Origin of the sequence: Cellulosimicrobium cellulans (genome assembly GCF_006539945.1) — a bacterium.
GTDB classification, from domain to species: domain Bacteria; phylum Actinomycetota; class Actinomycetes; order Actinomycetales; family Cellulomonadaceae; genus Cellulosimicrobium; species Cellulosimicrobium cellulans.
The window spans coordinates 42318-67944 of record NZ_BJNZ01000025.1; the positions used below are offsets into that span (position 1 = coordinate 42318).

General features: G+C 73.9%; 18 protein-coding genes, 1 tRNA gene and 1 pseudogene. 19 read left to right on the forward strand and 1 reads right to left on the reverse strand.

Annotated elements, in window-relative coordinates; genetic code table 11:
- The first annotated feature begins 125 nt into the window (after positions 1 to 125).
- From CCE02nite_RS16085 to CCE02nite_RS16120, 8 genes are all read left to right on the forward strand, one after another.
- Positions 126 to 1244 carry an ROK family transcriptional regulator gene (locus CCE02nite_RS16085; protein ID WP_141390638.1) on the forward strand — a complete coding sequence of 373 codons (1119 nt, stop codon included), beginning with the start codon at positions 126 to 128 and terminating at the stop codon, positions 1242 to 1244.
- Positions 1241 to 2374 (forward strand): substrate-binding domain-containing protein, encoded by a 1134-nt coding sequence (locus CCE02nite_RS16090; RefSeq protein WP_141390639.1) that lies wholly within the window; start codon positions 1241 to 1243, stop codon positions 2372 to 2374. Before CCE02nite_RS16085 ends, CCE02nite_RS16090 begins: the two co-directional genes overlap by 4 nt.
- Positions 2371 to 3183, forward strand: a complete 813-nt coding sequence (locus CCE02nite_RS16095) for an ATP-binding cassette domain-containing protein (RefSeq protein ID WP_141390640.1) — start codon at positions 2371 to 2373, stop codon at positions 3181 to 3183. Before CCE02nite_RS16090 ends, CCE02nite_RS16095 begins: the two co-directional genes overlap by 4 nt.
- Entirely contained in the window at positions 3180 to 4388 is a 1209-nt protein-coding gene (locus CCE02nite_RS16100; protein ID WP_141390641.1) for a sugar ABC transporter permease, read from the forward strand. The genes CCE02nite_RS16095 and CCE02nite_RS16100 overlap by 4 nt, the downstream gene beginning before the upstream one ends.
- Positions 4388 to 5515, forward strand: coding sequence for a LacI family DNA-binding transcriptional regulator (locus CCE02nite_RS16105; RefSeq protein WP_218027136.1), 1128 nt, complete (start codon positions 4388 to 4390; stop codon positions 5513 to 5515). Before CCE02nite_RS16100 ends, CCE02nite_RS16105 begins: the two co-directional genes overlap by 1 nt.
- A gap of 240 nt (positions 5516 to 5755) precedes the next feature.
- Positions 5756 to 11146, forward strand: a complete 5391-nt coding sequence (locus CCE02nite_RS16110) for a GH92 family glycosyl hydrolase (protein ID WP_255318910.1) — start codon at positions 5756 to 5758, stop codon at positions 11144 to 11146.
- 151 nt (positions 11147 to 11297) lie between these two features.
- Entirely contained in the window at positions 11298 to 12593 is a 1296-nt protein-coding gene (locus CCE02nite_RS16115; protein ID WP_141390643.1) for an AGE family epimerase/isomerase, read from the forward strand.
- Between the two features lie 134 nt (positions 12594 to 12727).
- Positions 12728 to 14158 (forward strand): ATP-binding protein, encoded by a 1431-nt coding sequence (locus tag CCE02nite_RS16120; protein ID WP_141390644.1) that lies wholly within the window; start codon positions 12728 to 12730, stop codon positions 14156 to 14158.
- Positions 14159 to 14204: 46 nt separating this feature from the next.
- Here CCE02nite_RS16120 and CCE02nite_RS16125 read toward each other — a convergent pair.
- Positions 14205 to 14275 (reverse strand) — tRNA-Gly (locus tag CCE02nite_RS16125).
- A 153-nt stretch (positions 14276 to 14428) separates the two neighbouring features.
- Between CCE02nite_RS16125 and CCE02nite_RS21070 the strand changes: the two genes are divergently transcribed.
- From CCE02nite_RS21070 to CCE02nite_RS16180, 11 genes and pseudogenes are all read left to right on the forward strand, one after another.
- Positions 14429 to 15028: a TM2 domain-containing protein gene (locus CCE02nite_RS21070; RefSeq protein WP_255318911.1), complete on the forward strand. Its 600-nt coding sequence runs from the start codon at positions 14429 to 14431 to the stop codon at positions 15026 to 15028.
- Positions 15029 to 15159: 131 nt separating this feature from the next.
- Positions 15160 to 15735, forward strand: coding sequence for a dCTP deaminase (gene dcd / locus CCE02nite_RS16135; RefSeq protein WP_141390646.1), 576 nt, complete (start codon positions 15160 to 15162; stop codon positions 15733 to 15735).
- A gap of 65 nt (positions 15736 to 15800) precedes the next feature.
- A complete protein-coding gene (locus CCE02nite_RS16140) occupies positions 15801 to 16874 on the forward strand; it encodes a hypothetical protein (RefSeq protein ID WP_141390647.1) in 1074 nt (357 codons plus the stop codon).
- Between the two features lie 204 nt (positions 16875 to 17078).
- Positions 17079 to 20141 carry a Na+/H+ antiporter subunit A gene (locus tag CCE02nite_RS16145; protein ID WP_141390648.1) on the forward strand — a complete coding sequence of 1021 codons (3063 nt, stop codon included), beginning with the start codon at positions 17079 to 17081 and terminating at the stop codon, positions 20139 to 20141.
- Positions 20138 to 20743: a Na(+)/H(+) antiporter subunit C gene (locus CCE02nite_RS16150; protein ID WP_371861934.1), complete on the forward strand. Its 606-nt coding sequence runs from the start codon at positions 20138 to 20140 to the stop codon at positions 20741 to 20743. Before CCE02nite_RS16145 ends, CCE02nite_RS16150 begins: the two co-directional genes overlap by 4 nt.
- A complete protein-coding gene (locus tag CCE02nite_RS16155; protein WP_141390650.1) occupies positions 20740 to 22338 on the forward strand; it encodes a Na+/H+ antiporter subunit D in 1599 nt (532 codons plus the stop codon). Before CCE02nite_RS16150 ends, CCE02nite_RS16155 begins: the two co-directional genes overlap by 4 nt.
- The gene (locus CCE02nite_RS16160; RefSeq protein ID WP_141390651.1) at positions 22335 to 22934 is read left to right on the forward strand and encodes a Na+/H+ antiporter subunit E; all 600 of its coding nucleotides are present in this window, start codon (positions 22335 to 22337) and stop codon (positions 22932 to 22934) included. Before CCE02nite_RS16155 ends, CCE02nite_RS16160 begins: the two co-directional genes overlap by 4 nt.
- A complete protein-coding gene (locus CCE02nite_RS16165) occupies positions 22931 to 23338 on the forward strand; it encodes an MrpF/PhaF family protein (protein ID WP_141390652.1) in 408 nt (135 codons plus the stop codon). The genes CCE02nite_RS16160 and CCE02nite_RS16165 overlap by 4 nt, the downstream gene beginning before the upstream one ends.
- Entirely contained in the window at positions 23338 to 23862 is a 525-nt protein-coding gene (mnhG, locus tag CCE02nite_RS16170) for a monovalent cation/H(+) antiporter subunit G (RefSeq protein WP_218027137.1), read from the forward strand. Before CCE02nite_RS16165 ends, mnhG begins: the two co-directional genes overlap by 1 nt.
- 93 nt (positions 23863 to 23955) lie before the next feature.
- The gene (locus CCE02nite_RS16175) at positions 23956 to 24948 is read left to right on the forward strand and encodes a cation diffusion facilitator family transporter (RefSeq protein WP_141390653.1); all 993 of its coding nucleotides are present in this window, start codon (positions 23956 to 23958) and stop codon (positions 24946 to 24948) included.
- 77 nt (positions 24949 to 25025) lie between these two features.
- Positions 25026 to 25627, forward strand: a pseudogene (locus CCE02nite_RS16180) (hypothetical protein); the annotation flags it as partial.

A 25627-nucleotide genomic window follows, 5' to 3' on the forward strand; every position in this document is an offset into this window, starting at 1 on the left:
GCGTCCACGCCCGGCCTGTCCCACCTGGACGGGGGTGCCCCGGCGGTATCCTGACCTGCGTGCGCGCTGACCGGGTGACCCCGGGCTCGCAGACTTCACTGCGTGAGGCCAACCGAGCTCGGATCGTGAGCGCCGTCCAGCAGCGTGGCTCCCTCACGCAGATCGAGCTGGCCGGCGTCACCGGGCTGTCCCCGGCCACCGTCTCCAACATCGTCAAGGAGCTCACGGGCGCGGGCGTGCTGCACACCTCGCCGTCCACGCGCAGCGGGCGGCGCGCGCTCCAGGTCACCCTCGCGCGCAACCTCGGGCTCGTCGCGGGCGTCCACTTCGGCACCCGGTCGATGCGGGTCGCGCTCGCCGACGCGTCCATGCGCGTCCTCGCCGACCAGCGCATGCCGCTCGCCCCCGACCACCGCGCCGACACCGGGCTGCAGCGTGCCGCGCTCCTCGTCGAGGAGATGGTCGCGTCGGTCGACGCCGCCCCGGACGAGCTGCTCGCCGTCGGCGTCGGCGTCCCCGCACCCGTGGACGTGCGCGCGGGCCGCATCGCGACCGTCGGGATGATGCGGGGCTGGGACGGCGTCGTCGTGCCAGAGATGCTGGAGGCCGAGCTCGGCGCCCCCGTGACCGTGGACAACGACGCCAACCTCGGCGCGCTCGCCGAGACCCGGTTCGGGGCGGCGGTCGGGCACGACGCTGTCGCGTACCTGCGGGTCTCCCACGGCGTGGGCGGCGGGCTGGTCCTCGGGGGGCGGGTCGTGCACGGGCGCGCAGGGGTCGCGGGCGAGATCGGGCACGTGACGATCGACGAGAACGGCCCGGTGTGCCGCTGCGGCAACCGCGGCTGCCTCGAGATGTACGTCGGTGCCGGGGTCCTGCTGTCCATGCTCTCCGAGAGCCGTGGTCCTCTCACCCTGCGCGACGTCATCGCGCGCGCCCAGGAGGGCGACCCCGGGTGCCGGCGCGTCCTGTTCGACGCCGGCCAGCACCTGGGGGTCGCGGCCGCCAACCTGTGCAACCTGGTCGACCCCGAGATCGTCGTCGTCGGGGGACAGCTCGCCGAGGCGGGCGAGGCCCTGCTGGGTCCCCTGCGCACCGCGCTCGAGCAGCGCACGGTGCCGAGCACGGCAGGCCCGGTCCAGGTGGTCGCGTCCGAGCTCGGGTCCGCCGCCGAGGTGCGCGGCGCGCTCGCCGTCGCGCTCGACCTCGCGCGCGTCAGCGGGTCGCTGGGGGTGAGCGCATGACCGGGACCGGCGTCGCCCCGACGGGACCCGCCCGCCGTCGGGCGCGCGGCGCCGTGACGGCCGCGCTCGCGACCGTCGCCGTCGCGCTGCTCGCGCTCGCCGGGTGCGCGGCGCCCGAGGAGCCGGCCGGCCCGTCCGAGGGGACCATCGGCCTCCTCCTGCCCGAGGCGAAGACCGCGCGGTACGAGACGTCCGACCGCCCGACCTTCGTCGGCGTGGTCGAGCAGCGCTGCGCCACGTGCGAGGTCCTGTACGCCAACGCCGCCCAGGACGCGGCGAACCAGCAGCAGCAGGCCGAGTCGATGCTCGCGCGCGGGGCCGACGTCCTCGTCCTCGACGCCGTGGACGCCGTCGCCGCGGTGAGCATCGTCGCGGAGGCCCAGCGGCTCGGGGTGCCCGTCATCGCCTACGATCGCTTCGTCGAGGGCGCGAACTACTACGTGTCGTTCGACAACGAGCTCATCGGGTACCTCATGGGGGAGGCGCTCGTCGGTGCGGTGCTCGACCGCGCGGAGCAGGACCCACCCCCCGACGGGCGGCGGCCGGGGGTCCTGTTCGTCCAGGGCTCGCCGACCGACCCGAACGCGGCGGAGTACGCGGCGGGTGCCCACCGAGCCTTCGACGGAGAGGACATCGACGTGCTCGCCGAGTACGACACCCCCGACTGGAGCCCCGACAAGGCGACCGAGTGGGTCGAGGGGCAGCTCACGCAGTACGCCGGCCGCGTCGACGGCGTCCTCGCGGCGAGCGACGGCATCGCGGGCGGCGCGATCGCCGCGATGAAGGCCGCGGGGCTCGACCCCGTGCCGCCCACCACGGGCCAGGACGGCGAGCTCGCAGCGGTCCAGCGCATCGTCTCCGGCGACCAGTACATGACCGTCTACAAGGCGACCGCCCAGCAGGCGCGCACGGCCGCCGAGCTCGCCGTCCGCGTGCTGCGCGGCGAGGACCCGCGCGCGACCGCGAGCATCGACGGCGTCCCCAGCCTCCTCCTCGCGCCGCGCGCGGTCGGGGTCGACGACGTGCAGCGCGTCATCGTCGACGGCGGCGTCCACACCGTCGACGAGATCTGCACGCCGTACTACGTCGACGCGTGCGTCGAGGCGGGGCTCCTGGAGGCCGCCCCGTGAGCGCGCCCGTCCTGTCCCTGCGCGGGGTCTCCAAGAACTTCGGCGGCGTCCGCGCGCTCGTCGACGTCGACGTCGACGTGCGCGAGCACGAGGTGCTCGCCGTCGTGGGAGACAACGGCGCGGGCAAGTCGACGCTCGCCGGCGTCGTCGCGGGCGCGTTCCGGCCCGACGCGGGCGAGGTCCTGCTCGACGGCTCGCCCGTCGTCCTCGACTCGCCCGCGGCGGCGCGCGCGCACGGCATCGCGGCGGTGTTCCAGCAGCTCGCGCTCGTCGACGACCTCGACGTCGTCGAGAACGTGTTCCTCGGCCAGGAGACCTTGCGCGGCCCGTTCCTCGACGAGATCGCCATGGAGCGCGAGGCCTGGGGGCTGCTCGACCAGCTCGCCGCGACCGTCCCGTCCGTGCGACAGCCCGTGCGCACGCTGTCCGGCGGGCAACGCCAGGTCGTCGCCGTGGCCCGGGCCCTGCTCGGCGCGCCGCGCGTGCTCGTCCTCGACGAGCCGACGGCGGCCCTCGGCGTCCGCCAGACGGCCGAGGTCCTCAACCTCATCGAGAAGCTGCGCGAGCGCGGGCACGCGGTCGTGCTCATCAGCCACCAGGCAGGCGACCTCCAGGCGGTCGCCGACCGCATCCTCGTGCTGCGGCTCGGGCGCGTGCACGGCGAGTTCGCGGGCGACACGTCCTACGAGGACCTGCTCGCCGCGATGACCGGCGCGGTGCGGCCCGCCCGGACGAGCGGCACGAGCCGCCCGTCCACCGGCCCGGGGCACGAGCGGCGATCCGGCGGCACCGGGGCGGTGCACCGATGAGCGTCCCCGGCCGCACCTCCGGCGCGGCGCTCGACCGCTCGGGCGTGCTGTCCGGCAGCGTCGTGCGTCAGCTCCGCGGCGCCCACCTCGGCATGCTCCCGATCGTCGGTGCGCTGCTGCTCATCTGGGTCGTGCTCGGCGCGATCAACCCGGCGTTCCTCTCGGCCGAGAACCTGGTCAACCTCACGCTCCAGAGCGCGCCCACGGGGATCATCGCGCTCGGGGTCGTGCTGGTGCTGCTCGTCGGCCAGATCGACCTGTCCGTCGGCTCCGTGAGCGGGCTGGCCGCGGCGGTGCTGGCGGTCGGGACCGTCAACCTGGACTGGCCCGTCGGGCTCGCGATCCTCGCGGCGCTCGCGGTCGGTGTCGTGGTCGGCCTCGGGTACGGGCTGCTGTCCACGCGACTCGGGCTCGCGTCGTTCGTCTTCACGCTGGCCGGGCTGCTCGTCCTCGCGGGCGTGCAGCTCCGCGTGCTCGGCCCCTCGGGCTCGATCAACATCCCGTTCGAGTCCTGGCTCGTGCGCACGGTGCAGCAGGGCTTCCTCGCGCCGGTCGCCGCCTGGGGCCTCGTGGTCGTGGTCGTGGTCGGGTACGCCGCGCTGCGCGTCGTCGACCACCTGCGTCGCGTGCGCGCGGAGCTGCCGAGCCCCGGGCTGGGCCGCATCGCGATCCGCACCGCCGTCCTCGCCGCGGTCCTGGTCGGCACGGTCGCGTACCTGGGGACCGCGCGCGGCATCGGCTACACGGTCGTGCTGTTCGTCGCGCTCGTCGTGGTGGTGGACGTCCTGCTGCGCCGTACCCGGTGGGGCCGCTCCGTGCGCGCGGTGGGCGGGAACCGGCGCTCCGCGCTCCTCGCCGGTGTCGCGGTGCGCCGGACGGTCGTCTCGTGCTTCGTCGCGTGCTCCACGTTCGCGGCGCTGGGCGGCATCCTCGCGGCCGGGCGCCTCGCCGCCGCGAACCAGGGCACCGGGGCCGCGGACACCTACCTCACCGCGATCGCCGCGGCGGTCATCGGCGGGACGAGCCTGTTCGGCGGGCGGGGGAGCGCGTGGTCCGCGCTGCTGGGCGTGCTGGTCATCCAGTCGATCGCCAACGGGCTCACGCTGCTCAATCTCGACACGGCGACGCGGTACATCGTGACCGGAGCGGTGCTCCTGCTCGCTATCGTCGTCGACATGCTCATCCGCGGTCGACGGGAGGTCTGATGATGGTGATGCAGGGGGAGAGCGCGGGGACGCTCCCGCCGGGCGAGGTCCGGGCCACGGGCTCGGACGGCCCGACGGACACGGCGGCGCGCCCGCACTCGGGGCGCGGCGGCCGACGGCCGACCCTCGCTTCCGTGGCGGAGGTCGCCGGCGTCAGCCTCAAGACGGCGTCACGCGTCCTCAACGACGAGCCGAACGTGGCGCCCCAGACGCGGGCCAAGGTGCAGGAGGCCGCGCAGCGGCTCGGCTTCCGCCGCAACGCGGTCGCGGCGGACCTCGCGCGCGGCGGCTCGTCCCGGCTCGTCGGGTTCGTCACCGGCGACCTCGCGAACCCGTTCTACTCCGCGCTCGCGAGCGGGATCGAGCGCGAGCTGCGCCACCACGGGCTCCAGCTCATCACGACGAGCTCCGACGAGGAGCCCGAGCGCGAGCGCTCGCTCACGGAGGCGCTCGTCGAGCGCCGCGTCGGCGCGCTCGTGGTGACGCCCACGTCGACGGACCACTCGTCGCTGCGCCGCGAGCTCGACGACGGCCTGCCCGTCGTGTTCATCGACCGTCCCGCGCAGGGCGTCGACGCGGACACCGTCGTCATCGACAACCGTGGCGGCGTGCGCGACGCCGTGACGCACCTGCTCGCGCACGGGCACCGGCGGATCGCGCTCGTCGGGGACGTGTCGCGGCTGTGGACGTTCCAGGAGCGTCGCGACGAGTTCGTCGCGACGCTGCGCGGCGCGGGCGTCGAGGACCCGTCGCGGTACGTGCGCGACGGCGCCCACGACGCGGAGCTCGCGCACGCGTTCGTGGCGGAGCTCCTGGCCCTGCCGGAGCCACCCACGGCGTTCGTCACGGCGAACAACAAGATCACGGTCGGCGCGCTCCACGCGTTGCGCGACCGCGTGGCCGCGGGGGGCAAGGCGGACGTCGCGCTCGTGGGGTTCGACGACTTCGAGCTCGCGGACCTGCTGGACGTGACCGTCGTGGGGTACGACGTCGTGGAGATGGGACGCCAGGCCGCGGCGCTCGCGGTGTCGCGGGCCGAGAACCCGGAGCTCGCCCCGCGCCTGGTCGTGGTCCCCACGCGGCTCGTGGTGCGCGGCACGGGCGAGATCCCCGGTCCCGGCGCGTAGCGGCGGCGTCGCCCCGGGCGTCCCCGGGGCCGCCCCACGCGCCGTCGGCGGGTGCTCCCCGGGCACCCCGTTCCGGCGTCCGGCCGCGTTGACAAAGCGCTCGACCGACACATAAGTTCAGGTCGCCCCTGACAACGCTTCCCCCCTGCGCGTTGTCAGGGGCACCCCTGCAGCCTGACAGCGCTGTCACGATCGAAGGAGATCGCGAGCATGACCAGACCACAACCGCCCGGACGCGTGGTGGCCACGCGTGCCGGCAGCCGCCGCGCACGGCCCCTCGGCCTCGCGCTCGCCGCGGCACTCACCGTCCCCCTCGCCGTCCCTCTCGGAGCACTCACCGCTGCGCCCGCCGCCGCGGCCGAGCCGGGCGACTTCTCGTCGTCCTTCGAGTCGGGAGATCCGGCCGCGCTCGCCTCCACGGTGGCCGAGCGCGACGGCGCCCCCTGGCAGGCGAACGTCGGGTCGTTCACGAGCGGCCTCCCCGGCAGCGTGCTCGGGAAGCTCAAGGCCGTCACGGCGAGCGCCCAGAACCTGCCGAACGAGGGCGCGGCGAACCTCGCCGACGGCAGCTCGGGCACCAAGTGGCTCGCGTTCGCCTCGACCGGCTGGGTCCGGTACGAGTTCGCCGAGCCCGTGTCGTTCGTCGCCTACTCGATGACGTCGGGTGACGACGCGGCGGGCCGTGACCCGAAGAGCTGGACGATCGAGGGCTCGAACGACGGCTCCACGTGGACCCCGCTCGACCAGCGCACCGACGAGGACTTCCCGAGCCGGCAGCAGACGCGCACGTTCGAGCTCGAGGCGCCGACCGCGGCGTACACGTACCTGCGTCTCAACGTCACGGCGAACTCCGGCGACTCCATCGTCCAGCTCGCCGGGTGGGACCTCTCGGGCGACCTGAGCGCCGGTCCCTCCGCGGCGCCCATGAACACCAAGGTCGGCACGGGCCCGCGCGTGAACTTCACGAACAAGGCGGGCGTCGGGTTCTCCGGCCTGCACTCGCTGCGGTACGACGGCTCGCACCTCGCCGACGGCGAGACCCACGCGACCAACGTGCTCTACGACGACGTGGACGTCGTGGTCGGCGAGGACACGCGCCTGAGCTACACGATCTTCCCCGAGCTGCTCGACGACCTGCAGTACCCGTCGACGTACGCGGCCGTGGACGTGCTGTTCACCGACGGCACCTTCCTGTCCGACCTCGGCGCGCGCGACGCGCACGAGACCGTCGCGACGGCGCAGGCGCAGGGCGAGGGCAAGATCCTCTACGCCGACCAGTGGAACTCCGTGCGGATCGACCTCGGCGACGTCGCCGCGGGCAAGACCGTCGACCAGGTGCTCCTCGGCTACGACAACCCGGCCGGGCACGCAGGGACCAAGTTCGCGGGCTGGCTCGACGACGTCGCGATCACGGCGGAGCCGGCGACGATCGACGGCTCGAGCCTCGCCAACTACGTGGACACGCGCCGCGGCACGCTCGCGTCGGGCAGCTTCTCGCGCGGGAACAACATCCCGGCGACGGCCACGCCGAACGGTTTCAACTTCTGGGTGCCGTACACCAACGCGTCGTCGCAGAGCTGGCTGTACGAGTACCACAAGGCCAACAACGCCAACAACAAGCCCGTCCTCCAGGGCTTCGGCGTCTCGCACGAGCCCAGCCCGTGGATGGGCGACCGCAACCAGCTGACGTTCCTGCCGTCCACGGTCTCCGGGACGCCGAACGCCACGCTCTCGACGCGTGGCCTCGAGTTCGACCACGCCGACGAGACGGCGCGGCCCGACTACTACGGGGTCACGTTCACCAACGGCTCCGCGATCGAGGCGACGCCCACCGACCACGGCGCGGTCCTGCGCTTCTCCTACCCCGGGAGCGCCGGCCACGTGCTCGTGGACAAGGTGGACGGCTCGTCCAAGCTCACGCTCGACCAGGCCACGGGCACGGTGTCCGGCTGGGTCGAGAACGGCTCGGGCCTGTCCGTGGGCCGCACGCGCATGTTCGTCGCCGGCACCTTCGACCGTAGTCCGACGGCGGTCGGGACGGCGGCGGGCAACCGTGCGGACGCGCGGTTCGCGACGTTCGACACGTCGTCCGACAAGACGGTCGAGCTGCGGGTCGCGACGTCGTTCATCAGCCTCGACCAGGCGCGCAAGAACCTCGACCTGGAGGTGACCGGCAAGACCTTCACGGAGGTCAAGGCGGCCGCCGCGCAGGCGTGGAACGACCGCCTGGGCGTCATCGAGGTCGAGGGTGCGAGCGAGGACCAGCTCGTCACGCTGTACTCCAACCTCTACCGCCTCAACCTGTACCCGAACTCGCAGTTCGAGAACACGGGGACGGCGCAGGCGCCGGTGTACCGGTACGCGAGCCCGGTCTCGGCGACCACGGGCTCCGCGACGGACACGCAGACGAACGCGAAGATCGTCGACGGCAAGATCTACGTGAACAACGGGTTCTGGGACACGTACCGCACGGCCTGGCCGGCGTACTCGCTCCTCTACCCGGAGCTCGCGGGCGAGCTGATCGACGGGTTCGTCCAGCAGTACCGCGACGGTGGCTGGATCGCGCGCTGGTCCTCGCCGGGCTACGCCGACCTCATGACGGGCACGAGCTCCGACGTCGCGTTCGCGGACGCGTACCTGAAGGGCTCGCTCCCGACCGACTCCGCGCTCGAGGCGTACGACGCCGCGCTCCGCAACGCGTCCGTCGCGCCGCCGAGCAACGCCGTGGGCCGCAAGGGCCTGCAGACGTCGCCGTTCCTCGGGTTCACCCCGGAGTCGACCCACGAGTCCGTGTCGTGGGGCCTCGAGGGTCTGATCAACGACTTCGGCATCGGCAACATGGCCGCCGCCCTCGCGGAGGACCCGGCCACGCCGGACGAGCGTCGCGAGACGCTGCGCGAGGAGTCCTCGTACTTCCTCGAGCGCGCCACGCACTACGTGGAGCTCTTCGACCCCGAGGTGGACTTCTTCGTGCCGCGGCACGAGGACGGCACGTGGGCCGTCGACCCGGAGACCTACGACCCTGAGGCCTGGGGCGGCGGGTACACCGAGACGAGCGGCTGGAACTTCGCGTTCCACGCGCCGCAGGACCCGCAGGGTCTCGCCAACCTCTACGGCGGCAAGCAGGGCCTGGAGGACAAGCTCGACCTGTTCTTCTCCACGCCGGAGAAGGGCGCCGGCAACGGCGGCATCCACGAGCAGCGCGAGGCGCGCGACGTGCGCATGGGCATGTGGGGCATGAGCAACCAGGTGTCCCACCACATCCCGTGGCTGTACGACGCCGCGGGCGCGCCCTCGAAGGCCCAGGAGAAGGTCCGTGAGGTCACCCGCCGCCTGTTCGTGGGCAGCGAGATCGGCCAGGGCTACCCGGGCGACGAGGACAACGGCGAGATGTCGTCGTGGTGGATCTTCGCCTCGCTCGGCTTCTACCCGCTCCAGGTCGGCTCCGACGAGTACGCGGTCGGCTCGCCGCTCTTCGACAAGGCGACCGTGCACCTGCCGGACGGCGACCTCGTGGTCAACGCCGAGAACAACTCGGTCGACAACGTCTACGTGCAGTCGCTCGCGGTGGACGGCGAGGCCCGCACCTCGACGTCGCTCTCGCAGGCCGACCTCTCGGGCGGCGCGACGCTGGACTTCGTCATGGGTCCGGAGCCGTCCGACTGGGGCACCGGCGAGGACGACGCGCCGCCGTCGCTCACCGAGGGCGACGAGCCTCCGGCGCCGGTCCAGGACGCGACGACGTCGGGCCTCGGCACGACGACGGTCGCGGACGGCGACGCGTCGACGAGCGCCGCGGCGCTGACGGACAACACGTCCGGCACGCGCACGACGTTCGCCACGGCGACCCCGTCGATCACGTGGCAGGGCAACGGCATCCGGCCGACGGTCGGGTCGTACACCCTCACCTCCGGGGCGAGCGGGACGGCGTCGCCGTCCGCGTGGACCCTCGAGGGCTCCGACGACGGCGAGACGTGGACGACGCTCGACGAGCGGTCCGGCGAGCAGTTCCGCTGGGCCCTGCAGACGCGGCCGTTCACGATCGCGGAGCCGACGGCGTTCGCGCGGTACCGCGTGACGGTCACCGCGACGGCGGGCTCCGGCGCGCTGTCGCTCGCCGAGGTCGAGCTGCTCGCCGACCCGAGGGACTCCGGGGCCGAGGAGCTGACGCTCTCGGCCGCGCCCGACCGCGACACGGTCACCGGGCGCGAGGTCTCGGGCTCGTTCGCGACCCTCACCGGGGTCGAGGGCGACGTGGCGGCGCTCGACGTGCAGGTCGCGTTCGGCGACGGCTCCGAGCCGGTCGCGGGCTCGCTCCAGGCGGGTGCGTTCGGCGGGTACGCGGTGAACGCCGCGCACTCGTGGGCCGACCCGGGCGTCTACCCGGTGACCGTCACGGTCTCGGGCGAGGGGATCGAGCCCGTCTCGACCACCTCGTACGTCTCCGTCTCGCTCCTGCGCGAGGGCTCGCTGCTCGGTGCGTACGACAACGTCTGCATCGGCGACCTCGGGACGACCGTCGGCTCGTGCGACGGCCAGGGCGTGTTCTTCGACCGGGCCCAGCTCGCGGCGAAGGGCTTCGTCCAGGGCGAGCGCGGGACGGTGCCCGGCACCGACCTCGCGTTCGACGTCCCGGCGGTCCCCGCCGGCCAGCCGGACAACGCGACCGGTGACGGCCAGACCATCGAGCTCGAGGTGCCCGCGGACGCGGAGCAGCTCTCGGTGATCGGCACGGGCACGGAGAAGAACCAGCAGGCCCAGGGCGTGCTGACCTTCGACGACGGCTCGTCCCAGCCGATCGACCTGAGCTTCGGCGACTGGTCGGGCGCGGCCCGCAACCCCGTGTTCGGCAATGTCCCCGTCGCCGTGACGGACAGCCGCCTCCGTGGCGGCAGCCCGCAGACCGGCACCCCCGCCGCGTTCTTCGCGACGGCGCCGATCACGCTCCCCGAGGGCAAGCGGGCCGTGAGCCTCACGCTCCCGGACCAGCCGGGCGAGCTCTCGCGCGACGGCCGCATCCACGTGGTCGCGGTCGCGCACGACGGCACCTTCGCCGAGCACCCCGCGCTCGAGGTCACGGCCGCGGACGGCGTGGCTCTCGCCGTCGGACAGTCCACGGACGTGGTGCTCGCCCAGGTGACCGGCGGTCGCGAGGGCGCCGAGCTCCGTGCGGCGGTCACGTGGGGCGACGGGTCCGACGTCGCGGGGGGCACGGTGACGGACGGGTCGGTCTCCGGCTCGCACGCCTACACGGCGGCCGGGACGTACACCGCGTACGTCGTGGTCGACGACGGCTGGACCAGCCAGGTGGTCGAGGTCCCCGTGACCGTGACCGAGGGCCAGCCGACGCTCGCGATCGACGTCACCGTGAGCACGCGCTGCCTCGCCGGCAAGGCGTACGTCGCGGTCCGCGCCGAGAACGGTGAGGACGCGCCCGTCGCGATCCGGCTCGTCACGCCGTTCGGCACCAAGGAGGTCGCGGCCGTCGCGCCGGCGGCCAACGCCTACCAGTCGTTCGCGACGCGGGCGACGTCGGTCGAGGCCGGCACGGTCACCGTCGAGGCGACCCGAGGAGACCAGGGGGTGACGGCGTCGATCACGGCGGACTACGCGGCCGTGACCTGCGGCTGAACCCCTGAGCCCATCTCGCGCCCCGGTCTCCGGGGCGCGAGGTGAGCATGCACCACCGGCGGTGCCCCGGGATGATCGTCCCGGGGCACCGCGCCGTACCGGCACCGCGCCCGGTGCGGCACCACGTTCCCAGCACGAGAAGGACCGAGACATGACCGAGCACCCGTCCGCGCAGCCCACGCCTGCCCTCGACTCGCAGGGCGATCCCACAGCAGGCAGCGCTCGCTGGCGACGCGACCAGCTGGCCGACCTGCTGCGCTTCGGCGAGGCGTCGCTGCGCGCGGACGGGGCCGCGCAGTGGCTCGACGACGACGGGCGCCCCGACCTGTCCCAGCCGGTGCACACGTGGATCACGTCGCGCATGGCGCACGTCTACGCGTTCGCGTCGCTGCTCGGGGTGGCCGGGGCGGGGGAGCGGGCCGACGCCGCGCTGCACGGCCTGCGCGCGGTGCTCGTCGACGCCGAGAACGGCGGCTGGGTGTCCTCGCGCGGCCCGGCGCGCCGCCCGGGCGACCTCGACGTGGGCGAGGGAGTCCCGGTCGACGGGACGAAGAGCGCGTATGCGCACGCGTTCGTGGTGCTCGCCGCGGCGTCGGGGACGATCGCGGGCCGCGAGGGCGCACGCGAGCTGCTCGACGCGGCGCTCGCCGTGCTCGACGAGCGGTTCTGGGAGCCCGGGCCCCGGATGCACGCGGACGAGTGGTCGCGCGACTGGACGACGCTCGACGAGTACCGCGGGGTCAACGCCAACATGCACGCGGTCGAGGCGCTGCTCGCGGCCCACGACGCGACGGGCGACGCCGAGTGGCTCGGCCGCGCCGCGTCGATCGCGGACCGCGTGATCGGCTGGGCGCGCGAGAACGAGTGGCGCATCCCGGAGCACTTCGACGCGGACTGGAACCCGCTGCCCGACTACAACGCCGACCGCCCGCGCGACCCGTTCAAGCCGTACGGGTCGACGCCGGGCCACGGCCTGGAGTGGGCGCGACTGCTGCTCCAGGTCGACGTCGCCGCCGGGACGCCGGGCGCGCGCACGGACGCGGCCGTGGCGCTGTTCGACCGCGCCGTCGCCGACGGCTGGGACGGTGCGCACGACGGCGGGTTCGTGTACACCGTCGACTGGTCCGGCACGCCGGTCGAGCCGCGCCGCTACCACTGGGTCGCGGCGGAGGCCGTCGCGGCCGCCGACGTGCTGGGCCGCGTCACCGGCGACCCGCGGTTCGCCGGGGCAGCCGCCGGCTGGTGGGAGTGGATCGACCAGCACCTCGTCGACCACGAGCGCGGGTCGTGGCACCACGAGCTCGACACGGCCAACCGGCCCGACGGCGTCACGTGGGTCGGCAAGCCCGACGTCTACCACGCGGCCCAGGCCGTGATCCTGCCCGACCTGCCGCTCACCGGCTCCCTCGCCGCCTCGGCCAAGGCCGCCGGCAGCATCCTGGGCTGACGCCCGGGCCACCGAACCGCCGAACCCGGGGTCGCGCGCCACGTCACCGTCGCCGTGGCGCGCGACCTCGGGCTCGGCATGAAACCCCCATCAGGTTTACTATTCTTGATGGGGGTTCAATCAGAGGGGGTCTCATGGCGGGATTCGTCGGGCGCGCGACGGAGATGCGGGAGCTCGCGCAGCAGCTGGACGTCGTCCGGACGGGCGGGCGGGCGGACGCCGGCGTCGCGGTGCTGCTGCGAGGCCGCCGCCGCGTCGGCAAGTCGCGGTTGGTGACCGAGCTCATCGAGCGAGAGGCGGTGCCGTCCGTCTACTTCCAGGCGGCGCGGCACGCTCCCGCGGGCGACGAGCTCGCGGCGTTCGCCGAGGCCGTCGCGCAGTCCGACCTGCCCGGCGCGGTGGTCGCCGAGGGGAACCGGCCCGACTCCTTGACCGCCGCCCTCCGGCTGCTGGTCGCTGCTCTCCCTGCGGAGTCCCCGGCGATCGTCGTCGTGGACGAGCTGCCCTGGCTGCTCGAGGGGATCCGGGGCGGTGCGGGGGAGCTGCAGCGTGTCTGGGACCGGGAGCTCTCGCGACGCCCCGTGCTGCTGCTCCTCCTCGGGAGCGACCTGGCGATGATGGAGGCGCTCGGGCGTCCGGACCAACCCTTCCACGGGCGCGCGACCGAGATGTTGCTGCGCGCGCTGTCTCCCCGGGACGTCGCTCGGATGACCGGGCTGACAGGACTCGATGCGTTCGACGCGTTCCTCATCACCGGTGGTCAGCCCCTCGTCGCGCAGGAGTGGCAGCCGGAGGAGCCGCCCGTCGCCTTCGTGCGGCGCGCGTACGAGCGGCCGACGAGTGCGCTCGTCGTCTCCGGGACGAGGGTCCTCGACGGCGAGCTGCCCTCCACGTCGCACGCCCGGCTGGTGCTGACGGCGATCGGCGGCAAGGGCGAACGTACCCACTCGCGGATTCTCCGGGCACTCGACGGCTCGATCTCCCCGACCACGCTCGACCGGTCGCTCGGGCTGCTGACCGAGAAGCGCGTGATCGCCGCCGACGAGCCGCTCGCCACCCGGTCGGCGACGAAGGACCGGCGCTGGCGCGTCTCCGACCCGGCGCTGCGGTTCTGGCTCGCGATGGTCGAACCCGCCCTCCCGGACATCGACCGCGGTCGACCCGACCTGGCTGCCGCCCGGTTCGAGGCGGCGTTCTCGTCCTGGCGCGGACGCGCGATCGAGCCCGTGGTGCGAGAGGCGCTCGCACGCCTGCTCCCGGACGAGACGTGGCCCGCTGCCCGCGAGGTCGGAGGGTGGTGGCCGCGGAACAACACTCCTGAGATCGACCTCGTCGCTGCGGACTCGCGCCCCGCGCGCACCATCGCGTTCGTCGGGAGCATCAAGTGGCACGCCCGCACGCCGTTCACGGGGCGGGACGTCGCCGCGCTCGCAACCGACGCCGTCCACGTGCCCGGGGTCGGTGCCGCGACCCCGCTCGTCGCGGTCTGCCCGGCCGGTGCCGACGACGACCCGCGCCTGTCCCGGGTGTGGACGGCCGACGACCTGCTTGCCGCCTGGTCATGACGAGAGAGAGCCCCGCACCGGTCCGGTGCGGGGCTCTCGAGCGCTGAGCGGGTGACGGGAATCGAACCCGCGCTATCAGCTTGGGAAGCTGAAGTTCTACCATTGAACTACACCCGCGCGGCGCTGGTGGCGTCCGCCCCGGGCCCTCTGGGAGGATCCTCGGCGAACCAGCGCGCGCCCCGATCATAGCGGACGTCGCCGGTGATGCCAGAACCCGACCGCACGACGACCCGATCCGCGCCCATGTCCGGCGCACGCCGAGGAGCAGCCTTGTCCGAGAACCCGTACCAGCAGCAGCCCGACCCCGCGCAGGGGACCCCGGCACCGGGCGACCCGGTCTACGGGGGCGAGGCGACGCCGTCGGGCACGACGCCGGGCCACGACCAGCAGCCCGGCTACGGCGACGCGTACGGCCAGCCGCAGCAGGGTTACGGGGACGCCTACGGCCAGCAGCCGTACGGGACACCCGGCGCGCAGGCGGGCTACGGCCAGCCGCAGGGGCAGCCCTATGGCGCCGCCCAGCAGCAGGGCTACCCGCAGGGTTACCCGCAGCAGGGCTACGGCCAGCAGCAGGGGTACGCGCAGCCCGGTGCGTACGGGCAGCCGGGCTTCGACCCCGCGTACGACCCCCAGGCGAAGTCGCGGCTCGCCGCGGGCCTGCTCGGCATCCTCGTCGGGAGCCTCGGCATCCACCGGTTCTACCTGGGCTACACGGGCATCGGGCTGACGATGCTGCTCGTGTCGGTGCTGTCGTTCGGCTTCGCCGCGCCGGTCATCGCGATCTGGGGCCTCGTCGAGGGCATCCTCTACCTGACGTCGAAGACGGGCTACTACTCGGTCGACTCGACGGGCCGCCCGCTGCGCGCCTGACGCCTCGCCGAACCCGGGGTCGCGCGACGTCGCGATGACCCGCGACCCCGGGTTCGGCGGCGTGGGGTGACCGCGGATCCAGGGTTCGGCGACCGGTCCGGGCACGCGCCGTCGTCGGCTAGCGTGGGCCCGTGCTGCTCTCCGACCGCGACATCCGGGCCGAGCTCGACGCCGGCCGCGTCCAGCTCGAGCCGTACGACCCGTCGATGCTCCAGCCGTCGAGCATCGACGTGCGCCTCGACCGGTTCTTCCGGCTGTTCGACAACCACAAGTACCCGTTCATCGACCCGTCGCAGGACCAGCCGGACCTCACGCGCCTGGTCGAGGTCGACCCGGCGGAGCCGTTCGTGCTGCACCCGGGGGAGTTCGTGCTCGGGTCGACGTTCGAGACGGTGACGCTGCCCGACGACGTCGCGGCGCGCCTCGAGGGCAAGTCGAGCCTCGGCCGCCTGGGTCTCCTCACGCACTCCACGGCCGGGTTCATCGACCCGGGCTTCTCCGGGCACGTGACGCTCGAGCTGAGCAACGTCGCGACGCTGCCGATCACGCTGTGGCCGGGCATGAAGATCGGGCAGCTCTGCTTCTTCCGCCTGTCGTCGCCCGCCGAGAACCCGTACGGCTCGAGCGTCTACGGCTCCCGCTACCAGGGCCAGCGCGGCCCGACGGCCTCCCGCTCGTGGCAGAGCTTCCACCGCACCGACGTCTGAGCGCGGCACGCCGCGTCGGACGCCGCTCGACCCCGCAGGACCCGAGGACCGGAGGACCGCACCGCATGAGCCCGCTCCCGCCGCTGCCGCACCCCGACGGGCCCGGCGCCGCGCAGTCGTACCAGGCGCGGCACCTGCTCGGGCTCCCGGCCGACGTCGTCGTCGACGAGGTCGAGACGCTCGCGCTGTCGCGGTTCGCGGGCGCGCGCTGGGACGTCGCGCCGGAGGGCACCGAGCCGCTCGTGCCGCCCGCCCGCACGGCGGCGCCCGGGGCGCCGGGCGTGCTGCGCACGTCGCGCCACACGACGATCACGGGGCCGTACGCGGGCTCCGGCTCCGGCCTGCCGCCGGGCACGACGCTCGTGTTCGACGTCGTGTGCCCGCGCGAGCGCGGCGACGTCCCCTACCCGGGCGGCGGGGACCGCGACGGCGTCGGGCGTGCCTTCCCCGGTGGTCTGCCGGTGCGGGAGGAGGAGCGGGTCGTGGCGTTCCTCGTCGCGGCGGCGCGCCGGCTCGGCGGCTCGGTGCGGACCGACGTCGGCAACCCGGCCGCCCCGGGCGTCGTCCTCACGCCCGACCCGGGCGTCGCGATCGACATGACGCTGTACTCGGACGTCTGGCTGGACCCCCACGCTGCGCTCGCGCTCGTCGCGCGCCTCAACCCCCGCACGCGGCTCGCGACCGAGGGGAAGTCGTACGAGGGCCCCCCGAAGGGCATCGCCGACCTGCCGCTGTACCCGGGCGAGAAGATGGACCCCGCGCTGCGCCGCGCGATCCACGCGGCCGCGGACGACGTCGACATCAAGGCGCTGACGACGCGCGCGGTCCTCGACGGGTACGGACTGATCGTCGACCTCGGCATGGACGGCCTCGTCGCGGTGGAGGTGGGCGGCGAGGAAGCCCTGCCGCTGCTGCTGCGCGGCCTGCCGTGGACGGCGGACGGCGCCGTGAGCTACCGCGTGCGCTGGGAGCCGCGGGACCTGGTCGAGTCCCAGCAGGAGCAGCCGTCGCTCGACCACCAGGTCGCGCGCAAGCGTGCCGCGGAGGTCGTCGCGCAGGTCACGCGGACGCTGTACGACGCCGTCGGGGGCGAGATCGCGGACGAGGCGGAGTTCCTCGTGGACCCCGAGGATCTCTGACGGGAGACTGAGGAATCGGTCACGGTCCGGGCTGTGGGGCCCGGGCAGGGCTGACGAGTCGGTAAAATGGTTCGCGGCACGGCATCGCCGTCGCCGTGAGCTGTCGTGCCCTGCGACTCCCTTCCGCGGGTGCGACGATGACAAGTCCAGCAAGACCCCCTGCATCGCCTGCCCACCCCGCCCCCGACCCGGACGGAGCGGCCCGTGCTCTACGTGCTCGTTGCCCATCTCGTGATGGCACTGGGCGCGCCCGCACTCGTCTCGCTCCTCGGCCGCCGGGCGTTCCTCGTCATGGCGCTCGCGCCGGCGTCGGCCGCGGTCTACGCGCTCGCCTGGACCGACCGTGTGATGTCGGGGGAGCACCCGACGCAGGTCGTCGAGTGGGTACCCGGCCTCGGGCTCGAGCTGGCGTTCCGCATGGACACCCTGTCGTGGCTCATGCTGCTGCTCGTCGGCGGCGTCGGCGCGCTCGTCCTCGTCTACTGCTCGGCCTACTTCTCGCCCACCGCGCAGGGTCTGCGGCGGTTCGGCGGCGTGCTCACGGCGTTCGCCGGGGCCATGGTCGGGCTCGTCACCGCGGACGACATGCTGCTCCTGTTCGTCTTCTGGGAGCTCACGACCGTCTTCTCCTACCTGCTCATCGGCCACTACGCCGACCGCAAGGCGAGCCGTCGTGCCGCGATGCAGGCGATCGTCGTGACGACGGCGGGCGGCCTGGCGATGCTCGTGGGCGTCGTGATCCTCGGCGTGCAGGGCGGGACCTTCCGGATGTCGGAGATCATCGCCGACCCGCCGACGGGCGGCGCGGTGACCGCCGCGATCGTGTGCCTCCTCGTCGGTGCGGCGAGCAAGTCCGCGCTCATCCCGCTGCACTTCTGGCTGCCCGCGGCGATGGCCGCGCCGACCCCGGTCAGCGCCTACCTGCACGCGGCCGCGATGGTCAAGGCGGGCGTCTACCTCGTCGCACGGTTCGCGCCCGCGTACTCCGACACGACCGTGTGGCGGTCGATGGTCATCGCGCTCGGCGCGGGCACGCTGCTCGTCGGCGGCTACCGCGCGCTGCGCCAGTACGACCTCAAGCTCGTGCTCGCCTTCGGCACCGTGAGCCAGCTCGGCCTCATCATCCTGCTCGTGGGCCTCGGCACGCGCGGCGCGGCGCTCGCCGGGCTCGCGATGATCGGCGCGCACGCGATGTTCAAGGCGTCGCTGTTCCTCGTCGTGGGCGTGGTCGACGCGGCGACCGGCACGCGCGACCTGCGTCGTCTCACCGGGGTGGGCAAGGCCCTGCCGTGGACGGCGGTCGCGGGCGGCCTCGCGACGGCGTCGATGATCGGGCTGCCGCCGTTCGCGGGGTACGTCGCGAAGGAGGCGGCGCTCGAGTCGCTCCTGCACGGCGAGGGTCCCGTCTGGGTCGACACGGTGGTCCTGTGGGCCGTCGTCGTCGGGTCGATGTTCACCGTCGCGTACGGGATCCGGTTCTGGTGGGGCGCGTTCGCGTCCAAGCCGCACCTCGGCACGTCCCCGTCGCGCGCGAACGAGCACGTGGGCCTGCGTCCGAGCGCCGCGCGCGGCCCCGCCGTCGCGGCGGACGAGCCGCCGATCGACCCTGCGCGCATCCATCGCCAGCCGTTCCTGCTCGTGAGCCCGGCCGTCGTGCTCGCGGTCCTCGGCCTCGCGACGGCGCTCGTGCCCCACTTCGGCGAGGATCTCCTCGCGCCCTACGCGGACACGTACCCCGTGGGCGAGCCCGGGCACCTCGTCCTGTGGGCAGGCTTCACCCCCGCGCTCGCGCTCACCGTCCTCGTCCTCGCGGTCGGCGTCGTGCTGTTCTGGCAGCGGGCGCGCGTCGAGCGCTTCCAGGCGTCGCTGTGGACCGGCCCCGAGGCCGACGTCACGTACCGCAAGGTCATGCGCAAGCTCGACGACCTCGCGGCGGACGTCACCGCCGTCACCCAGCGTGGCTCGCTGCCGTTCTACCTGGGCGCGATCCTCGTGGTCCTCGTGCTCGGGCCGGGGATCGTCATGGTCGTGCAGACGGCGTGGCCCGAGCAGCTCAAGGCCTGGGACCGTCCCGCGCAGCTCGTCGCGGTCGCCGCGATCTGCATCGCCTCGGTGCTCGCCGCACGCTCGCGCCGCCGGCTCAAGGCCGTGATCCTCGTCGGCATCGCGGGGTACGGCAACGCCGTCCTCTTCCTCCTGCACGGCGCGCCCGACCTCGCGCTCACGCAGGTCCTCGTCGAGACGATCACGCTCGTCGTCATGGTGCTCGTGCTGCGCCGCCTGCCCGCGTACTTCTCCAACCGGCCGCTCGCCGCGAGCCGGTGGGTGCGCCTGGGCATCGGCCTGGCCGTCGCCGTCGTCATGATGGGCTTCGCGGTCGTGGCACCCCTCGCGCGGGTCGCGACGCCGATCTCCGTCGACTTCCCGGCCGAGGCGTACGAGTTCGGGCACGGCAAGAACATCGTCAACGTGACGCTCGTCGACATCCGCGCGTGGGACACGATGGGCGAGATCTCGGTCCTCCTCGCGGCGGCCACGGGGGTCGCGTCCCTCGTGTTCCTGCGCACGCGCAGCGGCGAGATCCTGCGGGCGTCGGGGGCCCGCCCCGCCACGACCTCCTCGGGCTCGGGCTCGGGCGTGTGGAGCGAGGACGACGACCCCGGTGCCGCGCTGCGTCGCCGCGGGGTCACCGAGAAGGACCAGCCGCGCATGCTCGTGTGGCTCAGCGCGGGCCGCACGCTCGCGCCGCAGAGACGCTCGGTGATCTTCGAGGTCGTCACGCGCGTGCTGTTCCACGCGATGATCGTGTTCGCGCTCTTCCTGCTGTTCTCCGGCCACAACGCGCCGGGCGGCGGGTTCGCGGCCGGGCTCGTGGTCGGCATCGCGCTCATCGTGCGCTACCTCGCGGGCGGCCGGTACGAGCTCGGGGAGGCGGCGCCGGTGCACCCCGGTCTGCTCCTGGGCACGGGACTCTTCCTGTCCGCGGGCGTGGGCCTCGTCGCGTTCCTGCTCACCGGCAACGTGCTCGGCAGCGACGCGTACGACATCGCGCTGCCGCTCGTCGGGGAGATCCACCTCGTCACGTCGCTGTTCTTCGACGTCGGCGTGTTCCTCGTCGTCGTGGGCCTCGTCCTCGACATCCTGCGCACCCTGGGTGCGGAGATCGACCGGCACGCCGAGCGCGCCGCCGCCGGGCGCGAGCCCGGCGAGGACACCGGGCCGCTCGAGGCCATGGAGCCCGACTCGATCGGGGGTGGTCGGCGGTGAACGTCATCGACATGACCCCGAGCGTCGTCCTCGTGCTCGCGATCGGCGTGCTCTTCGCGGCGGGCGTCTACCTGCTGCTGGAGCGCAGCCTGACGCGCGTCCTGCTCGGCTTCATCCTCATGGGCAACGGCGCGAACCTGCTGTTCCTCGTCGCGGGCGGCCAGGCCGGGGGAGCGCCGCTCATCGGCACGACGCCCGAGGACGAGATGAGCGATCCGCTCGTCCAGGCGATGGTGCTCACCGCGATCGTCATCACGCTCGGCATCACGGCCTTCGTGCTTGCGATGGCCTACCGCTCGTGGCAGCTCCACGGCCACGACGAGGTGCAGGACGACCTCGAGGACCGCCGCGTCGCGCGGCACGCCGCGCGCAACGCCCCCGCGTTCGAGGACGCGGACACGGAGGAGAGCGGCGCGAGCCTGGACGACGAGGCCGCCGAGGTCCGCGACGAGACGGACGGCGACGGCGACGGGATCACCGACGGGCAGGAACCGCCGTCGTCCCCGGCCCCGCAGGCCGCGGCGGACGACGACACCCGCCACGACCGCCCGGACGACCCACGACCTGACGACCGCAGCGACGACGGGAAGGAGCCGCGATGAGCCTCACCGCCGCGGCGCTCGTCCCGCTGCCCGTCGTCCTCCCGCTCGTCGCCGCCGGCGCCGCGCTCGCGCTGTGGCGCCACCCGCGCGCGCAGCGGCTCATCACGGTCGCCGCCCTCGCGCTCGTCCTCGCGGCGTCGGTGGGGCTGCTCGTCGCGGCCGACTCCGGGCCGATCGTCGTCGACGTCGGCGGCTGGGCGGCACCGGTCGGGATCGACCTCGTCGCGGACCGGCTCTCCTCGCTCATGCTCGTGGTCTCGAGCTTCGTCATGCTGTGCGTCCTGCTCTACTCGCTCGCGCAGGGCGTGGCGGACGGCGACGAGGAGGCACCGGTCGCCATCTACCACCCGACGTTCATGGTCCTCGCGGCGGGCGTGTTCAACGCCTTCCTCTCGGGCGACCTGTTCAACCTCTACGTCGGGTTCGAGATCTTCCTCGCCGCGAGCTACGTGCTCCTGACGCTCGGCGGCACGGGCGAGCGCATCCGGGCGGGGTCGATCTACGTCGTCGTCGCGCTGCTGTCGTCGATCGTCTTCCTCGTGGCGATCGCGCTGACGTACGCGGCGACGGGCACGGTGAACCTCGCCCAGCTCTCCGAGCGCTACGCGGAGATCGACCCGGGCACGGCGCTCGCCATCCAGCTCCTGCTGCTGCTCGCGTTCGGCATCAAGGCGGCCATCTTCCCGCTGTCCGCCTGGCTGCCCGACTCCTACCCGACGGCGCCCGCGCCCGTCACGGCGGTGTTCGCGGGCCTGCTCACCAAGGTGGGCGTCTACGCGATCATCCGCACGCAGACCCTCCTGTTCCCCGAGGACAGCGTGGTCGACGACGTCCTCATGTGGCTCGCGCTGCTCACGATGGTCGTCGGGATCCTCGGCGCCGTCGCGCAGAACGACATCAAGCGACTCCTGTCGTTCACGCTCGTGAGCCACATCGGCTACATGATCTTCGGCATCGCGCTCGCGTCCGAGCCGGGCATGGCCGCCGCGATCTTCTACGTCGTGCACCACATCACCGTGCAGACGACGCTGTTCCTCGTCGTCGGCCTCGTGGAACGCCGCGGCGGCTCGACGTCGCTCGACCGGCTCGGCGGCCTCGCCAAGCTCGCGCCGGGGCTCGCGATCCTGTTCTTCATCCCCGCGATGAACCTCGCCGGGATCCCGCCGCTGTCGGGCTTCCTGGGCAAGGTCGGCCTGCTGGAGGAGGGCGTCGCGCAGGGCACGCCGCTCGCGTGGGCGCTCGTCGTGGGGTCCGTCGTGACGTCGCTCCTCACGCTGTACGCGATCGTCAAGGCCTGGAACAAGGCCTTCTGGCAGACGGCGCCCGTCGAGATCCCCGCGGACGCGCGCCTCCCGCGCGGGATGGTCGGGCCGGCGACGGCGCTCGTCGCCTTCGGCCTCGCGCTCACCGTGGTGGCCGGACCGCTCTACTCGTACACGGAGCGTGCGGCCGCGACGCTGCTCGACGGCCACACGTACGTCGACGCCGTGTTCCCGGGCGACTCCGACCGCGGGCAGGGCGAGTCGAACGAGGTCGCCACTGGCGAGACGGACGGCACCGAGCCCGCCACGACGACCGGGGGTGGGGACGGATGAGCCTGCACCGCCGCCGTCGTGCGCTCGCGTCCGGCTGGTTCGCGCGCGTCACCACGCAGTGGCGCACGATCCTGTGGCTGACGATCGTCTGGGTCATGCTCTGGGGCGACCTGTCGTGGGGCAACGTCCTCGCGGGCGTCATCCTCGGCTTCGCCGTCATCACGTTCTTCCCGCTGCCCTCGATCGCTGCGCGCGGGAAGCTCCGGCCGTGGCCGTTCACCGTGCTCGTCGCGCGCTTCGTCTCCGACCTCGTCGTCGCGTCGTTCCAGGTGAGCCTGCTCGCGCTCACGCCACGGCACACACCGCGCGGCGCCGTCGTGGGCGTGCGGCTGCGCAACCCGTCGGACATCTACCTGACGATCACGGCGGAGCTCTCCTCGCTCGTGCCCGGCTCGATCGTCGTCGAGGCCCACCGCCTCACCGGGATGCTCTACCTGCACGTGCTCGACGTCGAGTCCGCGGGCGGCGTGGAGAAGGTCCGCGCGGACACGCTCGCCCTGGAGGCGCGCGTCCTGCTCGCGCTCGCGTCGAACGACGAGCTGCGCGCCGCGGGCCTGTACCGCGACCCGTCGACGCGAGAGGTGGCCGAGGCATGAGCGACACCGTCTACCTCGTCGTCGTGATCGCGAGCGCCGCGCTGCTCGCCGTCGGCGCGAGCCTCGCGATCGTCCGCGCCGAGCGCGGTCCGTCGATGCTCGACCGCACCATCGCGCTCGACGTCTTCACGACCACGCTCGTCGGGGCGATCGCGCTCGAGGCGGCGTTCTCGCGGCGCACGGACACCATCCCGATCCTCGTCGTGCTGTCGCTCGTCGGGTTCGTGGGCTCGGTGACGATCGCGCGGTTCGCGTCCGTCGAGCCCGAGGACGAGGGTCGCATCCGCACGGCCGACGAGATCGCGGCGGAGGACGCCGCGCGCCGCGAGGCCGAGGAGGCCGACCGGGACTCCGCCGTGGACCCCGAGCACCACGGCGGGACGCCTGAGGGGGAGGTGCGGTGATGGACCCGACGACCGCGTTCTGGGACACCGTGGCCGACGTCGTCTCGGCGCTCTTCCTGCTGTGCGGCGCCTTCCTCGCGTTCGCCGCGGGCGTCGGCGTCGTGCGCTTCCCCGACCTCCTCGCGCGCATGCACGCGGCCACGAAGCCCCAGGTCCTGGGGCTGATCCTCGTGCTCGCGGGGCTGAGCCTGCGGCTGCGCTCGTGGGGCGCCGTCGCGACGCTCCTCCTCGTCGTGATCTTCCAGCTCCTCACGTCGCCCGTCGCGGCGCACATGGTCGGTCGTGCCGGGTACCGGACCGGCAAGGTGCGCACCGACCTGCTCGTCGTGGACGAGCTCACGCGCGACCAGGACGCCGCGGAGCGTGAGGACGTCGGCGAGCACGCGGGCGCCGGGAGTGCCGACCGGCCGACGCCGCGCGAGGGCGCCGAGCCCGCAGCCCCGGGCGACGTGGACCTCGCCGACACCGCCGACACGGCCGGCGGCGACGTCGGTCCCTCGGGGTCCGGGACCTCGGAGCGCTGACGCGCCCGTCGGCGCGTGCCGCGCCGACGGCGGCTCCGAGGGGAGGCCACCGCTCGGCGCGCGGGCCGTGAGCACGGCTGATAGACCGGCAGCATGGCCGACGCCCCCACGCCCGCCCCGCCGCAGCCGGAGTCGCGCAACCCGCGGGTCGCCCGGCCGGAGGACGGCGGCGAGAGCACGGTCACCGTCATCGTCGCGTTCCTCGCGAACGCGCTCGTCGCGGGCGCCAAGACCGTCGCCGCGACGATCACCGGGTCCGCGTCCATGCTCGCCGAGGCCGTGCACTCGTGGGCGGACACCGGCAACGAGATCTTCCTCCTCGTCGCCGACAAGCGCTCGCGGCGCCCCGCCGACGCCCAGCACCCGCTCGGGTTCGGCCGCGAGGCGTACGTGTGGTCGATGTTCGCGGCGATCGGGCTGTTCGCCGTCGGCGCGGGGGTGTCGATCACGCACGGCATACAGGAGCTCGTGCACCCCGAGCCCGCGGACAGCTTCGTCGTCGCGTACGCCGTGCTGGCCTTCGCGTTCGTCCTGGAGGGCGTGTCGTTCCTCCGGGCCCGCCGCCAGGCGCGCGACGAGGCGCGGGCGGCCGACCGCGACACGCTGCACCACGTGCTCGTGACCTCCGACCCCACGCTGCGCGCCGTGTACGCGGAGGACGCCGCCGCGCTGGTCGGCCTCGTCGTCGCGTTCGGCGGGGTGCTCGCGCACCAGCTCACGGGGTCTCCCGTCCCGGACGCGATCGGGTCGATCGTCGTCGGACTCGTGCTCGCCGTGGTGTCCGTCGTGCTCATCGACCGTAACCGCCGGTTCCTCGTGGGCGAGGCCGCGATGCCCGCGACGCGCGCCGCCGTCCTTGACGGCATCCGGGACCTGCCCGAGGTCGAGCGCGTGACCTACCTGCGTCTCGAGTACGTGGGCCCGCGCGCGCTGTACCTCGTGGCGAGCGTGGACCTGCGCGGCGACGAGTCGGAGACGTCGGTCGCGCGCCGCCTCGACGACCTCGAGCGCCGCGTGACGTCCGTGCCGCTCATCGCCGGCGCGGTGTTCACCGTCTCGGCACCCGAGGAGCCGTCGATCGCCTGACCCACGGCGGCAGGGGGACAGCGGGCAGAACGGACGAAACGGTACACATCCGCGGTCAGGGTGGGTAGGGTCGGGCGATGGCCCCGCAGCGCACGCCCCGGCACCGGGCCGGAGCGCCCGCGGAGGTGCCCCGGTCGCGACCGGCACCCGAGACGTCGCGAGCCGCGCGTCCGTCGTCCGCGGTCCCGACGCCCGCGGCCGCCCGACGGCGGGGCGGCCCGTTCGCGCGGCACCTGCGGTCCGGTCCGCGGGTCGCCGTGACGTCGGGGGTCGCCGCGGCGCTGCTGCTCGGCCCACCGCTGGGCGTCACGGTCGCGACGGCGACCGGCGAGCTCCGCCCGGAGCACGTCGGCCCGCTCGGGCCGGTGGTCGCGGCGCTGCCGTGGCAGGGGACCGGCCCGGAGTCCTGGCTCGACGGCCGGGACCCGCGGGACGACCGCTCGTCGCGGACGCTGGCCGACGGCCGCTCGGCGGACGACCTGGAGCATCCCTCGGACACCTCGGCGGCGCCGACCACGCCCGGCGCGCCGGACACCCCTCCGGACGCCGCCGAGCAGGCGGAGCAGGGCGGGGCCGACGACGGGGTCGAGCCGGCCCCGGCGTCCCCGGAGCCGACGCAGCCGGGTCCGGGCGACGCGCACGTCGACCCGGCGCCGTCGGGCGAGGCCGCCGACCCGGC